The sequence below is a fragment of the Paraburkholderia polaris genome, assembly GCF_012927345.1.
Lineage (GTDB): Bacteria > Pseudomonadota > Gammaproteobacteria > Burkholderiales > Burkholderiaceae > Paraburkholderia > Paraburkholderia polaris.
On the sequence record NZ_JABBGJ010000051.1, the window covers coordinates 25,541 to 40,851 of the forward strand.

The window sequence follows — 15,311 nt, forward strand, 5'->3', positions numbered from 1 at the left end:
GCTCACTGTGAGCACTGGATAAACCAAGGAGAGCGCCATGAGCAGCACGCTGAATCCCGATGAAGAGCCGCAACAGGTAGTCAAACAAACCTCAGGCACAACGGGCGCGTTGGGCCCGAGTGATTCGTCCGATAGCGGTAGCGATGTCGCCGGTGCGAAGCGCCACGAATTCGATATTGATTCAGAACTGGACAACCACGCGCTCGAAACCGGCGACACCGAGCTCGGCAGCGATACCGATCGCGCCGGTACAGGCGAGCGAGCCGCTGCTGACGGCGACTCGACGCTCGTCGAAAACGGAGATATCGAACCCGACCGCATTGTCGATCCGCTGGCAGCCGATGACGACGGCCTCGACGACGATCCGCAGGGTCTCTAGCAAGGCCGTCAGACATAGGCACGTCTTTTGCTGATTTGGGACGTATCGGGACGTATCAAAGGGGCGGGCCGTTTAATGTGCGCCCGGTCCCTGCACTAACGTGAAGGAGAAAGCGCATGGCTAACACGCTGAATGGTTGCAAGGTGGCGGTACTCGCGGTGGACGGCTTTGAACAAGCCGAGCTGGTCGAACCGAAACGCGCGCTGGTTGAGGCAGGTGCGACGGTACACGTCATTTCAGCGAAGCCTGGCAAGATCCAGGGTTTCAAACATGTCGACAAGGGTGACGCCGTCGAGGTCGATTCGACCTTCGACACGGCGAGCGCGAACGACTATGACGCCGTCGTACTGCCGGGTGGTGTGGTGAATGGGGACGCCATCCGTTTGCTGCCGCAGGCGCAGGCCTTCGTCAAGGCCGCCGACAGTGCAAAGAAGCCGATCGCGGTGATCTGCCACGGGACATGGCTGCCGGTGTCGGCAGGGATCATCAAGGGGCGCACGGTAACGAGTTGGCCGAGTCTGCAAGACGATATTCGCAATGCGGGCGGCACGTGGGTGGACCAGGAAGTTGTCGAGGACGGCAATCTGATTACCAGCCGCAAGCCCGACGATCTTCCGGCTTTCAATAAAACACTGATTGCGCAATTGTCGAAGCGCAAGGCTGAGTAAGCGAAGCGTAATTGACGAGGCACGCAGAAGCTGTTTTGAAATGCTGTGCCTCGTCGTTCTATCCGCTGCGGTGGATGTGTCGACCAGGGAGAAAATGTATGAAATTCCGATATTCCCTACAAGTGATGACGGTTGCGCTGGGGCTTGGCGCAGCGTCGATCGGCGCGGCGTACGCGCAAGCCAGTGACGCCCCCGCGAGCGATGCGCCGGTGAGCGGCACGACGCTCTCGCCCGCGGACCAGCAGTTCGTGCAGGATGCCTCGCAGTCCGACGCCACTGAAATCGCGGCAAGCAAAATCGCGCTCAAGAATTCGAGCGATCCACACGTCAAGAAATTCGCGCAGCAAATGATTACTGACCATACGAAACTCTCGCGTGGCATGGCCGCACTCGCCGCGAAGAAGGGGCTTGCCACGGCGCCGTCCGCCGATTCCGCGCTGGTCGGCAAACTGCAGACGCTCAAGGGCCGCGAGTTCGACCAGGCCTATGTCGAGCAGATCGGGGTGGAAGCGCACCAGCGCGCCGTTGACCTGTTCCAGCAGGAGAGCCAGAGCGGCACCGACTCGCAACTGAAGGCGACGGCCACACATGCGTTGCCGACCATCAAGCATCACCTCGCGATGGCGCAACAACTCGCCGGCGCAATGAAGGGTTCGTCATGAACGCGACCCTGCCGCGGCCGGCCTATGAGGATTCCCTTATGCACATCACCTTTTCCGACGACAAGCCGTTCTTCGACGGAACGAACCTGACCGTGCGCTTCATGGCGCGTGTCGACGGCGAAGCGGTTGTGTGCGCGATCACCGCGGAGGCGCTGGAAGATCATTTCGGCGCCGATTCCGCGCTCGAATCTACGCTGATGGCCGCTTTCGACAAGGGGCGCAACCGCATCCGTTCGGTTTGCGCGGAAGCACTCGACCAGAACGACGGCGATGGCGTACTGTTGCATAGTGGACTGTTCAGAGTGGAAGGCATGGAACCCGATCACGGCGGCGCCGCATAGTCCGGGCACGTGCCTACCGTCTGCGCGTAGTTTTAACGCGACGCTGTGCGGCGTCACCGTCCCCAAAAACGCGATTCAACGATGCCAGGAGGCCTTATGTCACTCATCGTCGCAGCACGGTTTACGACTTTCCCCGCCGCTGAAGACGCGGCGCAAAAGCTCTTCAACGCAGGTTTCGTCGAAGAAGACGTCACGCTGTTTTTTGTCAATCCGCGCGGCCAGCACGCGCGCTATCCGATCGGCGGCGATGTCGGCACCGACGCGGGCGCGAGGGAAGCGCCGAAAGGCGCAGGAATGGGCGTCACCATCGGCGCGGTAGCGGGTGCGGTGGTCGGCGTAGCGATATTTGCGGCGTTTGCGGCGCCGATTATCGTCTCGCTGATCGCGGCCGGCGTCGGCGCGTACGTCGGCTCGCTGGTTGGGGCGATGGCGCGCACGCGCGAAGGCGGCATGGTCGGCCACCATTTACCATTTCATCAAGAAATGCGTGATTCCGGCGTGCTGGTTGCCGTGCATGTGTCTCCCGACAATCAGTTCGACGCTGCTCGCGTATTGCGCGAAGCAGGGGGCCTGGCAATCGAACGCGCGAGCGGACGCTGGCAGCAAGGGCGCTGGGCCGACTTCGATCCGCTCAAAACGCCCGAGCCGCTCAACGAATTCAGCGAGAAGCATGCCTGAGCGAGGTGAGCGCTTTCGTTTGAAGGTAGACGCGGTAAACAACAAAACGGCCCGACAAATGTCGGGCCGTTTTGCATTTCATTCGGGACGGCGCGCACCGCAGGGCTTAACCGACCGGTAACGTCTCGTCTTGCCATGCCTTCAGATTCGCAGGCTCAAACCCAGATGCGCGGCCTATTGTGTTGCGGCTGCGGCGCACGATCAACCTGGCCCTCATCGCGGGTAGCCTCGCAAGCAGCAGGTACCAAACCATCATGCCTGACGCCGCAGGACGACGCGGCTTGCGCACTCGCAACCGGCGCCTCCTGCGGCTGCATATGTTCGCGAATCTGCAGCACTGCAGCCGATGTGACGATCGCGATCGCGGCTAGATATTCTGCGCTCCTGATCTTCATGGCGATACTCCCTGTCGTTATTGCCTGCCCATTGTTTTCAATTCCTTGGCACGTCTTGCAGTGTGTTTGTTCACTGGATTGTGCGGTGCGGGCGGAATGTATTAAGCAACCTGCGTGCCATCCGGTAGAAGTCCGCTGGGCAGCAGTCTCAGGTCGATGGAGAGACGCTCGGGCGGGCAACATTTACGTGCGTTGGCAAGATTGCCAGCGCTTGTCGACACTTGCTAGCGCCGTTCGACAGGATGTCCGCGGCCACGCGCGCCGGGCATGGCTCATGCGCATACACATATGAACCCCGCTGCTACTCGGAGGCGCGTAGCGGCGGATTCCACGATTAACGAAACCCCTGGAGGTATTGAATGGCTACGAACGTTGTTTCCGTGCTGAACGATCTGGTCGAAACGTCGAAGGATGGCGAGAAGGGCTTTCGCAAGGCAGCTGAGGATGCGCACGACGCGCAGCTGAAAACGCTGTTTCTGTCGCGCGCCGAAGACTGCACGCGCGGCGCGCGCGAATTGCAGGATGCGGTTCAAGCTTTGGGCGGCAAGCCTGAAACTGGCGGCAGTATGAGCGGTGCGTTGCATCGTGGCTGGGTCGACGTGAAGTCGGCCGTGACGGATCGCAGCGACCACGACATCCTGGCCGAATGCGAAAAGGGCGAAGACGTCGCGAAGAAGCGTTACCACGACGCGCTTGAGAAGGAATTGCCGCTGGACGTGCGCGCGATTGTCGAGCGCCAGTATCAAGGCGTGCTGCAAAATCACGACCGCGTGCGCGATCTGCGCGATCAGTACGCCGCGGCCAAGCCGTAATTGCCAGCTGCGTAGTCGCGTAGTCGTCTTGACCCGGCCGCCGGCGCTCCTGGAGCCCCGGTTGCCGCGGGCGGTGGAACAGGGCGGTGGGGGAGGCATCTGGTGAGGCACTAGATCACTAGCGCAGTGGCAAAGGTGGTGCAGTGGCAAAAGCAACCATGCATGAAAAAGCCGCCCGCAATGCGGACGGCTTTTCATTTGCTGTCAAACGTTGGACCGCTGTACCGGCGGTTGTCCCAATAGGAAGAGCCGGCCGGAGCCGGCTCCCTTCTATCAGATCACCCGCTTTTATTCCGCCACGATTTTCAGATGGTTCCTCACGCTCGAGACGCCATCGACGCCTTTCACGACTTCTCCAGCTGCGGCCTTGTCGTCAGCGGACGGAACCGAACCCGTGAGCCACACCACGCCCTTGCGGGTCTTTACGTGAATATGGGTCGACTTGACGTTCTTCGCGCTGAGCAGTTCGGCCTTGGCCTTAGTGGTAATCGTGCCGTCGTCGACGTGCTGGCCGATGGTTTCGGATGATGCCGACGGGGCCGAAGCGCTGGTCTGCGCCGTAGCGTTCAGTGCGAATGCGACACAAGCGATGCTGCCTGCGGTCTTCAAAAGTTGGATGGTCTTCATGGTTTCTCCTTCGGGTGTTGATGAAAGATGCGGTCTTGTTGCCTGCGGTCGATCGCGGTCGAAACCGTTGATGACTCGCGTGGGGTCGCTGCCGCTACGGTTCCGTCAGGGCCCGTTATCGACGCCGGACGACGGCCTATGCATACGTTTCGTTTGCCTCGTGTTTGCCTCGCTATAGCTATAAGGCGCGACCGGGCAACCGATCCGGCGCAAAGACCAACGTCCGTCCACATGGTGCTGATTCGCAAGGTATGTGCCCGGTACGCCGGACAGGCGCTCGATGCCGGGAAAAGCCTTGACGGCATAGGCATTTAGGCTGATGAATAGCAGGGCGGGTATGTCCAGCGCGCCGTGCGGCGGCCGGCAAGGCCCACAACCGGAAATTGCCGTGTCCTTGTAAAAATGGCATTTGCCGGCTGCGCAATCCGCGGGCCTGAAAAGGCAAAACTCAAAAAAAACAGTATGTTGGGCGAGCTGGTATGACAGTTGCTCTGTTGAGGCCACGTAACCATTTCTCAGCTATTAACGGGACCTCACTACAATGCCGTCAATTGAACTACGCGCAAGGCAGTCTCTCGCACTCACGCCGCGTCTACAGCAGTCAGTGCGTCTGTTGCAGTTGTCGTCTCTGGAGTTCCAGCAGGAGTTGCGCACCGCGCTCGACACCAATCCGTTCCTCGAATACGACTCGACAGACACGGAAGACGTCGCGCTCGCCACCACAACGCCTGGCGATGACGTCGGCGCGATGCCTGCCACAGACACAGTCGCCGCGGCCGAACCTGAGTCGGCACAGACGGACACCGGCGGCAGCGACACGATGGAAAGCGGGGGGCAGGACGACATGCCCGGCGACTTTTCGGGCGACTACAGCAGCCGTAGTTCGATGCGCCAGAACGGCGACTCCGACAGTAGCGATCCCGCTGAATGGGCGCGCTCCCAACCGACCTTGCGCGAGCAGTTGCACGACTCGCTGCGTCTGTATCGACTCGACGACCGTGATCGCGCGGTAGCCCGCTTCATTATCGAGGCGCTCGACGACGACGGCTATCTGCGGCAGGAACTCTCCGAACTCGCGGATAGCGTCGACCTCGAACCCGAATTGACAGAAGAAGAATTGCTCGTGGCGTTGCGCCTCGTGCAGTCGCTCGATCGTCCTGGTCTTGGCGCCCGTTCGCTGTCCGAGTGTCTGTCGCTGCAGGTCAACGCCTTGCCTGCCGAGACGCCGGGACGCGATGTGGCGCGGCAGATCGTCGAACATCATCTTGAACGCCTCGCGCGCCGCGAACAGGCCGAACTGCAAAAGCAGATCGGCTGCAGCGCCGAGGAACTGCGGGTGGCGTGCGCGCTGGTGCGCAAGCTCGACCCGAAGCCCGGCAACAGCTACGGCCGCACCGACGACAACTACGTGGTGCCGGACGTGATCGTGCGTCAGGTGCGCAACAAATGGGTGGTGACGATCAATCCGGCAGTGCAGCCGCGCGCTCGCATCCATCGCATGTATGCCGAGTTGTTCGCGCAGTCGGCCGGCGCAAGCCGCTCGCCGCTCGCGCAGCAATTGCAGGAAGCGCGCTGGCTGATCCGCAATGCGCAGCAGCGCTTCGATACGATTCAGCGTGTGGCCGAATGCATCGTCGCGCATCAGAAGGCCTTCTTCCAGTACGGCGAAATCGCGCTCAAGCCGATGGTGCTGCGCGATGTGGCCGAGGAACTCGGTTTGCACGAGTCCACCATCTCGCGTGCGACCGGCAACAAATATATGGCCACGCCGCGCGGCATTTTCGAGTTCAAGCACTTTTTCCCGCGTGAGCTCGGCACGGAAAGCGGCGGCACCTGTTCGGCCGCGGCCGTACGTGCGCTGCTCAAGGAAATGATCGCCGCGGAGAACACGCGCGATCCGCTGTCCGATGTGACGCTCGCCAAGATGCTCGCGGATCAGGGCGTGTTGGTGGCGCGGCGCACGGTGGCGAAATACCGCCATCTGATGAAAGTGCCGCCGGCGGAACTGCGCCGCCAGGTTTAAGCGCGCTTCGCCCGATCAAAACGAAGGCTTCATCGAAGAGTCACGCGAGACTGACTGCTCGCGCGACTCTTTTTCGTATCTGGACGTTTCGCGCGTGCCCCATTACATTGGCGGCTCAAGTCGAAACGGGGTGAGTCAATGAAGTACTCGAATCTGGTCGAGCGTTTGCAAGGCAGGCGCACGTCGGCGTGGGAAATCCATCGTGTCGCTCAACAGGCGCTTGCCAATGGCGAAGACGTGATCGTATTGAGCGTGGGCGATCCTGACTTCGCGACGCCCGCACCGATCGTCGAGCGCGCAATCGAGGCGTTGCGCGGCGGCGATACGCATTACAGCGCAGTGTCGGGGCGTGAGCCGCTGCGCGCGGCGATTGCCGAAGAACACACGCGCACCACCGGTTTCAACGTGAGCGCGGCCAACGTGATCCTGACGGCGGGGGCGCAGAACGGCGTATTCGCGACATCGCTGTGCCTGCTGGAAGCGGGCGACGAAGTGATCGTTCCCGAGCCGATGTATCTCACATACGAGGCCTGCGTGCGCGCTGCGGGTGCCACGCTCGTGCCAGTGCCGGTCAATCCCGCGCGAGCGTTTCACCTCGACTGTGACGCGCTCGAAGCGGCGATCACGCCGCGCACTCAGGCCATTTTCTTTGCTACACCCTGCAATCCGACCGGCGTGGTGATGCCGCGTGCCGACCTCGAGCGCATTGCGCAGCTTGCCAGCAAGCACGACCTGTGGGTGCTATCCGACGAGGTCTATGCGGATCTCACCTTCGAGCGCGAGCATGTGAGCATCGCTGCGTTGCCGGGCATGGCGGAGCGCACGGTGACGCTCGGCAGTCTGTCGAAATCGCATGCAATGGCGGGGTGGCGCGTGGGCTGGGCGATCGGGCCTGCCACGCTGATCGAGCATATGGGGCGGCTTGCGCTGGCGATGCTTTATGGCTTGCCGGGCTTCATCCAGCAGGCTGCATTGACGGCCTTGCAGAACAAAGCGCAAATCGTCGCGGAGATGCGCGAGATTTACCGGCGCCGCCGCGACGTCGTGTTCGAGCGCTTGCACCGCGTGCCGGGCTTGCGTTGCCTGCTGCCCGAAGCCGGCATGTTCATGATGGTCGATGTCAGCGGCACGGGCCTCGACACGGTCGATTTCACCTGGCAACTGTTTCGCGCACAAGGCGTGTCGCTGCTCGACGCCAGCGCTTTCGGGGAGACCGCGAATGGATTCGTGCGGTTGGGTTTCGTGGTCGACGAAGCGAGCCTGATCGACGCCTGCGAACGGATTGCCGCGTTCGTCAGCGGATTATCGTTGCGGAATCGGGCATTGCCGGCGGGTTAGGCCCTCGGCCGCAAACAGATCTTTTCGCACCCGGACGCTCGGTTTTGCACCGACGCCGGGTGTCCAATCATTGCGCATCAACACCTGAACCCACGGTTGTAATTCGCGTACGCCGTCTGATTTACTCAAAACAGCCGGACGCCGCCAGGCCTTTGCCACACGGCGTCCGCGGCATTGTCACATCCATCGTAAGAGCGAATTTCACGGCGACGCATACGTGAGGACTCGCTGTATACTAACTATTTAGTTAAAATGCAGCGCGCGCCGTTGTTCGTAACGGCGTTTGTTCAAGGAGTTCGATATGTCGAGACGGAAATTCCTTTCGTCCATGCTGATGCTGGTCGCCGGTGTGGCAGTCGCGAAAGTGAAGGTGATTTTTGGCGGCATGCCATGGAGTAAAGATCCTGCGGTCTTGCCGCAGCCGGTCATAGCAGGCGGCTGGACCTTCTTCACCGCGGACGAAGCGCTCACCGTCGAGGCGATCGCCGATCGTTTGATTCCCGCTGACGAACTGAGCATCGGGGGACGTGAAGCCGGTTGCGTCGTGTTTGTCGACCGTCAATTGAGCGGCGACTTCGGCCGCGCGACGACCCAATACCGCAGCGGCCCGGTCACGCCAGGCACCCCGCAACAAGGGCCGCAGTTCAGCCAGACCCCGGCCGAGCGCTATCGGGCCGGCCTGAATGCGCTCGCGCAGCATTGTCAGAGCGCGCAAGGCAAGCCGTTTCACGCGCTCGACGCCGCACAGCAGGACACATTGCTTCAGCAGATCGAAGCCGGCCAGCTCAAGTTCGACAACGTCGACGGCGTGGCCTTCTTCAACATGATGCTGCAGAACGTCCGCGAAGGCTTCTTTGCCGATCCGGTCTACGGCGGCAACAAGGAGATGGCGGGCTGGAAAATGCTCGGCTTTCCCGGCGCGCAGTACGACTTTCGCGACGTGATCGGCCGGCGCGGTGAAGACCTCAAGGTGATTCCAATCAGCCTGATCGGCGGCAAGAGCTGATTCGCGGCGGAAGAACGCCCACGAGAACACAACACCCAAGCGTGCCGCGAACAGGCGGCGCGGTTCCCACAGCACGGCGCACGCCGTGCCTTGCGGGCGCGAACGGCAAGCCCGCGCGCCCGCGCATTGATCACTGAAACCTGGAGAATCTGGATGGCACAGAAACGCGCCAAAGTGGACGCGGTCATCGTCGGACTCGGCTGGTCAGGTTCGCTGATGGCCAACGAATTGACCCAGGCGGGCCTGAACGTGGTGGCGATCGAACGTGGCGCGTGGCGCGACACGTCGAGCGACTTCCCGACCACCATCGACACCGATGAACTGCGTTTCGCGACACGCCGCTCGCTGATGCAGCCGCCCGCAATCGAAACGCTCACGTTTCGCAACACCGTCGAGCAAACCGCGCTGCCGCTGCGCGACTGGAACACCTACCAGTTCGGCATCGGCGTGGGCGGCGCGGGCACGCACTGGAACGGCATGACATGGCGCTTTCTGCCGACCGACTTCATCACGAAGAGCCATACGATCGAACGCTACGGCGCGAACAAACTGCTCGACGGTTTGACCGTGCAGGACTGGGGCGTGACCTACGGCGACCTGGAGGCGTATTACGACAAGTTCGAACGGCTCGCCGGCACGTCGGGCCGCGCGGGCAACATCCAGGGCAAGATCCAGCCGGGCGGCAATCCATTCGAAGGTCCGCGTTCGCGCGACTATCCGCTGCCGCCGCTGGAACGCACGCAAGTCGCCATGATGTTCGACAAGGCTACCCGCGATCTCGGCCTGCATCCGTTCGCCGTGCCCGCGGGCAACACCTCGGGTGCGTATGTGAATCCGCTCGGCGTGCATATGGCGCCGTGCACGTACTGCGGGTATTGCGAGTTCTTCGGCTGCGGCAACTGGTCGAAGAGCAGTCCGCAAGCGTGCATCATGCCGGCGCTGATGCAGCGTAAGAACTTCAGCGTCATCCCGCAGGCTGAAGTGCTGCGCGTGAATCTCGCCGATGACAAGAAAACAGCCACGGGCGTGACCTTCGTCGACGAAGACAACAACGAGTGGGAGCAGCCGGCGGACATCGTCGTGATCGCCGCGTATCAGATGGACAACGTACGCCTGATGCTGCTTTCGGGCATCGGTCAGCCCTACGACCATGCGCGCGGCGAAGGGGTGGTGGGGCGCAATTACGCGTATCAGACGATTGCGGGCGCATCGATTTTCTTCGAAGGTCAGCGTCTGAATCCGTTCATCGGCGCGGGCGCACTCGCGCAAGCCGTAGACGACTTCAACGGCGACAACTTCGATCACAGCAACCACGATTTCATCGGCGGTGGCGTGGCGCTCGTGCACTCCACCAACGGCCGTCCGATCGGTCTGGCCAATGGCGTGCCGCCCGGCACGCCGCGCTGGGGCAGCGCCTGGAAGAAGGCCTACAAAGAGAGTTACCAGAACTACAACTCGATTTATTGCATGGGCAACAGCTACCCGCATCGCGACGTGTTCCTCGATCTCGATCCAACCTATAAGGATCGTTTCGGCCGACCGCTCTTGCGCGTGACCTTCGACTGGAACGAAAACGACAAGCGCTCGGCGAAATTCATGGCTGACCGCTCCGAAGAAATCGGTCATGCAATGGGCGCGAAAACCGTGGTGCGCTCCGAGCCCACCGCGAAGCCGTTCTCGCCGATGGACAATCTGTCCTCGCACACCACCGGCGGCGCCGTGATGGGCGACGACCCAAAGACGAGCGCATTGAACCGCTATTTGCAGAGCTGGGATGTGCACAACACCTTCGTGGTCGGCGCATCGGCATTCGCCAACAACGGCGGCTACAACCCGACCGGCACCGTCGCCGCGCTCACGCTGTGGGCCGCTGAAGCGATCAGAACGCAGTACCTGAAGTCACCTGGCCCGCTGGTGAGGACCTGAGCATGCGCACAAAATCGTTGTTGGGGATTGTGGCGCTTGCCTGTGCGAGCACGGCCGCGTGGTTCGGCGTGCAGCATCGCGCGCAGGCCCAGGATGCGCCGGCGCAGGTGGTGCATAGCCCGGTGGCGGCCGCAGGCCCGGCTGCCGAGGCGGTCGAGCGCGGCCGCTATCTGGCGCGGGCCGGCGACTGTATCGCGTGTCACACCGCGCAAGGCGGCCAGCCGTTCGCGGGTGGTCTCGCGATCGACACACCGTTCGGCAAGATCGTCGCGAGCAATATCACGCCGGACAAGCAAACCGGTATCGGCGACTGGAGCGAGGCCGAGTTCATTCGCGCGGTGAAGCAGGGCGTCGGCAAGCACGGCGAATATCTGTATCCGGCGATGCCGTACACCGCGTACGCGAAGGTTAGCGATCAGGATCTGCGTGACATCAAGGCCTATCTGGACACCGTGCCCGCAGTGAACAACAAGGTCGACGCCAACCAGTTGCCGTTCCCGTTCAACATCCGTTTGCTGATGTTCGGCTGGAATCTGCTGTTCTTCGACAAAACCCCGTTCAAGGCCGATTCGACGCAATCGGTGGAGTGGAATCGCGGTGCATATCTGGTGCAAGGGCTCGGGCATTGCGCGTCCTGCCATACGCCGAAGAACTTCCTGGGCGGCGACGGTGCTGCGTTGCAGGGCGGTGAATTGCAAGGCTGGTATGCGCCGGAAATCAGCGGCAATGCGCATGTGGGGCTGGGTGGCTGGTCGGTTGACGATATCGCGGCCTATCTGAAGAACGGTGGTAATGATCGTTCGGTGGCGTCGGGGCCGATGGCCGAGGCCGTCACCAACTCGACGCAGTATTTGACGCAAGCGGATCTGCGGGCGATCGGGGTGTATCTGAAGGGCTTTCCAGGGTCGGATAAGACTGTGCCTGCAGCACTCGACGCCGGAAGTGAGTCGATGCGTCTGGGGCGACAGGTGTTCCTGGACAACTGTGCGGCTTGCCATCGATCGAACGGTACCGGCGTGCCGGCGATGGTGTCGTCGCTCAGTGCCAGCGCGGGCGTGCAGCAGCCTAACCCCGCAAACCTGTTGCGGACGATCCTGATCGGCAGCCGTGGGGCGGTGACCGAAAGCAATCCGACTGGGGCGGCCATGCCCAACTTCAGCTGGAAGCTGTCCGATGCCGAAGTCGCGGCGGTGGCGACTTATGTGCGCAATAGTTGGGGCAATGCGGCAGACGCTGTTACGGCCGAGCAGGCTGGCAAAGCGCGAGCGTCGCTCGATGCCCGGCCAGTAGTGACGATGACGGCCACTGCGTCGGCTCATTGAGGGAGGGCGGCACCTACTTTCCTTTGGCCCCAAAAGCGACATAGAGCAGGATGCCGCGCGGCAAAGAAAGGTGGGCCAAAGCAAGCCGCCCGAATCGCGAACGTGAGGCAAAGCCCGCGCGGCGTCACGATAGCGGAGCGGCTTTCTTAAGTATTTCGTATTGCTTTCGTTTTCCTCCATGAAACGATGCGGCTTGGGAGAAGCGCGTGTTAGAGCCAGTTTTCGATTGACGTCTTTGATGCTTGCGTCAAGAATCGGTCGCCTGGTTCGTCTTAACCTGGACAATCGGGACATCGACGCCTATCGACTCGCAGCCGGAAACCCCATGGCCCTTCGCTTCTACCTCTCGTTGCGCCGCTCACTGATGGCAGGATCCATGGCGGCCGCTCTGGTGGCGATGGCACTGGTCCTTGCCGTCATCGCCACGTTCAGCCAGCTGTGCGCGGCGGCCGAACTGGACGACTCATCCGCTGCGGCCGCCAGCACGGAAACGGCCACGCCGCCGGCCAGTTCGGTGGGTGTGCCCAGCGTGCCCAGCGCTCAGGCAGAGACTGCTACTCAGGCCGTCGATGCGAACGGCCAGCCAGTCAAGGAGCCGCGCGCAAATCCTTCGCGTACCGGCCGTCCGCCACGGGTTGCCGCCGCCAGCCAGAGCGATGCGCAAGATAGCCCGCAGCACACTGCCAAGCCCGAGACCGCGGCAATCCCCATTCCGCCGGAAAGCGGCGCGGTCACCCAGCATTCGATCCGGCTCGACGGCCGCAAGCTCGACTACACGGCAACGGCCGGCAACCTGCTGCTGCGTGACAAGACCGGCCACGCCAATGCGAGCGTTTTCTACGTCGCCTATACAGTCGCCACCAAGGCGCCCGGGACGCGCCCCGTCACATTCCTCTTCAACGGCGGACCGGGTGCGGGCAGCGTATTCCTGATGATCGGCTCGTTCGGGCCAAAGCGGGTGCGCACGGCGAGTCCCGCGATCACGCCGCCCGCGCCGTATGTGCTGGACGACAACCCCGATAGCCTGCTCGACGCCACCGATCTGGTCTTTATCGATGCCGTGGGTGCGGGCTTGTCGAGAGTCGTTGGACATGGCACGGGGAAGGACTTCTGGGGCGTCGATCAGGACCTCGGCGCGTTTTCGCAGTTCATCGACCGCTATCTGACGGTGAACCAGCGCTGGAATTCGCCGAAGTATCTGCTCGGCGAATCGTATGGCACCGCGCGCGCCGCGATGCTCGCGTATCAACTGGGACAGAACAATATCGCGCTCAATGGCGTGATCCTGATGTCGTCGGTGCTCGATTCCGCGGCGTTTTCACCCGGCTCCGATTTCCAGAGCGAAAGCTATTTGCCGAGCTTCGCGGCCACTGCGTGGTATCACGACAAGATCGCGCCAAAGCCGGCCAGTCTGCCGGCCTTTCTCGACGAGGCTCGCGCGTTCGCACGTGGACCCTATGCGCAGGCGCTCGCGCAGGGCGATGCGTTGCCTGACGCGCAGCGCGACGAGATTGCCGCACGCGTCGCACAGTTCACGGGGCTCGACGCCGAGTACGTGAAGCGAAGCCGCCTGCGTCTCTATCCGTCGCGCTTTCGCGATCAATTGTTGCGCGATCAGTCGCGCAGCGTCGGCCGATACGATGCCCGTTTCGAAGGACTCGAGTATGACGGCGTGTCCGAGCGTCCCGATTTCGATGCATCGGTGAGTAGTGTGTCGAGCGCTTTCGACGCCGCGCTTCATCAGCATCTTGCGCAGGACCTGCACTTCACGCCCGCCGACCGCTACCGCGTTTTCAACGACGATGCGTTGAAGCAGTGGGATTGGAAACATCGTGAGTGGTGGGGTGAGCAGTTGACCGTGCCGTACGCGGCGGGCGATCTCGCTGAAGCGATGCGGCAGAATCCGCACCTGCGTGTCATGTCGCTAAACGGCTATTTCGACCTTGCCACGCCGTTCTATGCGACCGAATACGCGCTTGCGCATCTGGGTGTCGATGCACCGCTGCGCGCCAACGTACGGATCACCTACTACCCCACCGGCCACATGATCTATCTGGACGATGCCGCGTTGCATGCGCTCAAGCGGGATCTGGCGAGTTTCTATGCGGCGGGGGCGGGCTAGCGTGGTAAGCAGCGGCGTGTCGCTGAACGGTATAATTCCTGCACTTTGGCGCGCCGTTCGAAGGTGCGTCCATGCCGTCGTCCACGGCTTCGCCAATCAGGCTTTACCAACCCAGGCTTCACCCGCGCCGCTCATGCCATTTCTCCCGATCCAGTCCTTCACGCGCAAACGACTCTCCGACGTGGTGTCCGACCAGATCAAGCAGCTGATCTCGGACGGCGCGCTGATGCCGGGCGACCGGTTGCCGGCTGAGCGCGATCTGGCCACGCAGCTCGGTGTGTCGCGGCCGTCGTTGCGGGAAGCGCTGATCAGGCTGGAAGCGGACGGTTATATCGAAACGTCGGGACGGGGCGGCTTCACGGTTGTCGACGTCACCGCACCGATCATCTCCAAGCCGCTCGCCGAGCTGCTGCTGCAAAATCCGCGCACCAGTGCGGATATTCTCGAACTGCGCCAGGGTCTTGAATCGATTTCGACGGTGTACGCTGCGGAGCGCGCCACCGCGGCCGATCTGCAGAAAATCACCGAAGCGTTCGAAGCATTGAAGGCCGGCTCCCAGTCGCAAGACCGCGTGAACCTCGCCGAACTGGATGCTGCGTTTCACCTCGCCATCGCCGACTCCACGCACAACATCGCGCTCGCCCATGTGATGCACGGCATCCATACGCTGATTCGCGAAGGCATGCGCCAGTACCATCGCCTGATCGACTACGACGAGGCGATGGAAAAGCAGTTGATGAGCCAGCATCAGGCCATTTACGACGCGGTCATCGCACGCGATGCGCAAAAGGCGCGCAAGGCGTCCGAGCGTCATCTGACTTATGTGCGCGACATGTACAAGGAAGATGCGGCGAAACCTTCGCCGAGCGTGATTTCCTGAGTTTGCCGCTCTCCCGTCTGGCGTCCTGATCTCCTGTCTTCCTTATCTCCCGTCCGCCCCCCCGAATTCCTGACTACCTGAGCGCCGCTCCTGCCCACGCGCGAGCGGCGGACCGGCCGCATCCATGCCCGC

General features: G+C 62.1%; 14 protein-coding genes. 13 read left to right on the plus strand and 1 reads right to left on the minus strand.

The genetic code is table 11. The features are described from left to right. Nucleotides 1-37 precede the first annotated feature (37 nt). The 6 genes from HHL24_RS36085 to HHL24_RS36110 all read left to right on the plus strand — a co-directional run bounded on the left by HHL24_RS36085 (nt 38) and on the right by HHL24_RS36110 (nt 3,935). Complete coding sequence (locus tag HHL24_RS36085) at nt 38-379, plus strand: chemotaxis protein (protein ID WP_169490053.1); 342 nt, start codon at nt 38-40, stop codon at nt 377-379. Nucleotides 380-495: 116 nt separating this feature from the next. Then, nucleotides 496-1,047 carry a type 1 glutamine amidotransferase domain-containing protein gene (locus HHL24_RS36090; protein WP_169490054.1) on the plus strand — a complete coding sequence of 184 codons (552 nt, stop codon included), beginning with the start codon at nt 496-498 and terminating at the stop codon, nt 1,045-1,047. A gap of 98 nt (nt 1,048-1,145) precedes the next feature. Continuing rightward, complete coding sequence (locus tag HHL24_RS36095) at nt 1,146-1,709, plus strand: DUF4142 domain-containing protein (RefSeq protein ID WP_169490055.1); 564 nt, start codon at nt 1,146-1,148, stop codon at nt 1,707-1,709. Then, nucleotides 1,706-2,050: a DUF1488 family protein gene (locus tag HHL24_RS36100; protein ID WP_169490056.1), complete on the plus strand. Its 345-nt coding sequence runs from the start codon at nt 1,706-1,708 to the stop codon at nt 2,048-2,050. Before HHL24_RS36095 ends, HHL24_RS36100 begins: the two co-directional genes overlap by 4 nt. A 96-nt stretch (nt 2,051-2,146) precedes the next feature. Then, nucleotides 2,147-2,728 (plus strand): hypothetical protein, encoded by a 582-nt coding sequence (locus tag HHL24_RS36105; protein ID WP_169490057.1) that lies wholly within the window; start codon nt 2,147-2,149, stop codon nt 2,726-2,728. Nucleotides 2,729-3,482: 754 nt separating this feature from the next. Beyond that, entirely contained in the window at nt 3,483-3,935 is a 453-nt protein-coding gene (locus HHL24_RS36110; protein ID WP_169490058.1) for a PA2169 family four-helix-bundle protein, read from the plus strand. A gap of 288 nt (nt 3,936-4,223) precedes the next feature. On the opposite strand, the gene HHL24_RS36115 is transcribed toward HHL24_RS36110, so the two are convergent. Further along, complete coding sequence (locus HHL24_RS36115; protein ID WP_169490059.1) at nt 4,224-4,562, minus strand: BON domain-containing protein; 339 nt, start codon at nt 4,560-4,562, stop codon at nt 4,224-4,226. A 541-nt stretch (nt 4,563-5,103) separates the two neighbouring features. Here HHL24_RS36115 and HHL24_RS36120 point away from each other — a divergent pair. From HHL24_RS36120 to HHL24_RS36150, 7 genes are all read left to right on the plus strand, one after another. Then, on the plus strand, nt 5,104-6,585 hold the full coding sequence (locus HHL24_RS36120; protein ID WP_169490060.1) for an RNA polymerase factor sigma-54: 1,482 nt from the start codon (nt 5,104-5,106) through the stop codon (nt 6,583-6,585). Nucleotides 6,586-6,723: 138 nt separating this feature from the next. Continuing rightward, on the plus strand, nt 6,724-7,923 hold the full coding sequence (locus HHL24_RS36125; protein WP_169490061.1) for a pyridoxal phosphate-dependent aminotransferase: 1,200 nt from the start codon (nt 6,724-6,726) through the stop codon (nt 7,921-7,923). Nucleotides 7,924-8,224: 301 nt separating this feature from the next. Then, complete coding sequence (locus HHL24_RS36130) at nt 8,225-8,929, plus strand: gluconate 2-dehydrogenase subunit 3 family protein (RefSeq protein WP_169490062.1); 705 nt, start codon at nt 8,225-8,227, stop codon at nt 8,927-8,929. A gap of 153 nt (nt 8,930-9,082) precedes the next feature. After that, nucleotides 9,083-10,855 carry a GMC family oxidoreductase gene (locus tag HHL24_RS36135; protein ID WP_169490063.1) on the plus strand — a complete coding sequence of 591 codons (1,773 nt, stop codon included), beginning with the start codon at nt 9,083-9,085 and terminating at the stop codon, nt 10,853-10,855. A gap of 2 nt (nt 10,856-10,857) precedes the next feature. Beyond that, nucleotides 10,858-12,177: a cytochrome c gene (locus HHL24_RS36140; protein WP_169490064.1), complete on the plus strand. Its 1,320-nt coding sequence runs from the start codon at nt 10,858-10,860 to the stop codon at nt 12,175-12,177. A gap of 325 nt (nt 12,178-12,502) precedes the next feature. Beyond that, nucleotides 12,503-14,299 carry a S10 family peptidase gene (locus HHL24_RS36145; protein ID WP_169490065.1) on the plus strand — a complete coding sequence of 599 codons (1,797 nt, stop codon included), beginning with the start codon at nt 12,503-12,505 and terminating at the stop codon, nt 14,297-14,299. Nucleotides 14,300-14,432: 133 nt separating this feature from the next. Beyond that, nucleotides 14,433-15,179, plus strand: a complete 747-nt coding sequence (locus HHL24_RS36150; protein ID WP_169490066.1) for a FadR/GntR family transcriptional regulator — start codon at nt 14,433-14,435, stop codon at nt 15,177-15,179. Nucleotides 15,180-15,311: the final 132 nt, after the last annotated feature.

What these genes read in the sequence shown, in the direction of transcription:
- HHL24_RS36085 (WP_169490053.1), top strand. Translation starts at nt 38, where the DNA reads ATGAGCAGCACGCTGAATCCCGATGAAGAGCCGCAACAGGTAGTCAAA.
- HHL24_RS36090 (WP_169490054.1), top strand. Translation starts at nt 496, where the DNA reads ATGGCTAACACGCTGAATGGTTGCAAGGTGGCGGTACTCGCGGTGGAC.
- HHL24_RS36095 (WP_169490055.1), top strand. Translation starts at nt 1,146, where the DNA reads ATGAAATTCCGATATTCCCTACAAGTGATGACGGTTGCGCTGGGGCTT.
- HHL24_RS36100 (WP_169490056.1), top strand. Translation starts at nt 1,706, where the DNA reads ATGAACGCGACCCTGCCGCGGCCGGCCTATGAGGATTCCCTTATGCAC.
- HHL24_RS36105 (WP_169490057.1), top strand. Translation starts at nt 2,147, where the DNA reads ATGTCACTCATCGTCGCAGCACGGTTTACGACTTTCCCCGCCGCTGAA.
- HHL24_RS36110 (WP_169490058.1), top strand. Translation starts at nt 3,483, where the DNA reads ATGGCTACGAACGTTGTTTCCGTGCTGAACGATCTGGTCGAAACGTCG.
- HHL24_RS36115 (WP_169490059.1), bottom strand. Translation starts at nt 4,562, where the DNA reads ATGAAGACCATCCAACTTTTGAAGACCGCAGGCAGCATCGCTTGTGTC.
- HHL24_RS36120 (WP_169490060.1), top strand. Translation starts at nt 5,104, where the DNA reads ATGCCGTCAATTGAACTACGCGCAAGGCAGTCTCTCGCACTCACGCCG.
- HHL24_RS36125 (WP_169490061.1), top strand. Translation starts at nt 6,724, where the DNA reads ATGAAGTACTCGAATCTGGTCGAGCGTTTGCAAGGCAGGCGCACGTCG.
- HHL24_RS36130 (WP_169490062.1), top strand. Translation starts at nt 8,225, where the DNA reads ATGTCGAGACGGAAATTCCTTTCGTCCATGCTGATGCTGGTCGCCGGT.
- HHL24_RS36135 (WP_169490063.1), top strand. Translation starts at nt 9,083, where the DNA reads ATGGCACAGAAACGCGCCAAAGTGGACGCGGTCATCGTCGGACTCGGC.
- HHL24_RS36140 (WP_169490064.1), top strand. Translation starts at nt 10,858, where the DNA reads ATGCGCACAAAATCGTTGTTGGGGATTGTGGCGCTTGCCTGTGCGAGC.
- HHL24_RS36145 (WP_169490065.1), top strand. Translation starts at nt 12,503, where the DNA reads ATGGCCCTTCGCTTCTACCTCTCGTTGCGCCGCTCACTGATGGCAGGA.
- HHL24_RS36150 (WP_169490066.1), top strand. Translation starts at nt 14,433, where the DNA reads ATGCCATTTCTCCCGATCCAGTCCTTCACGCGCAAACGACTCTCCGAC.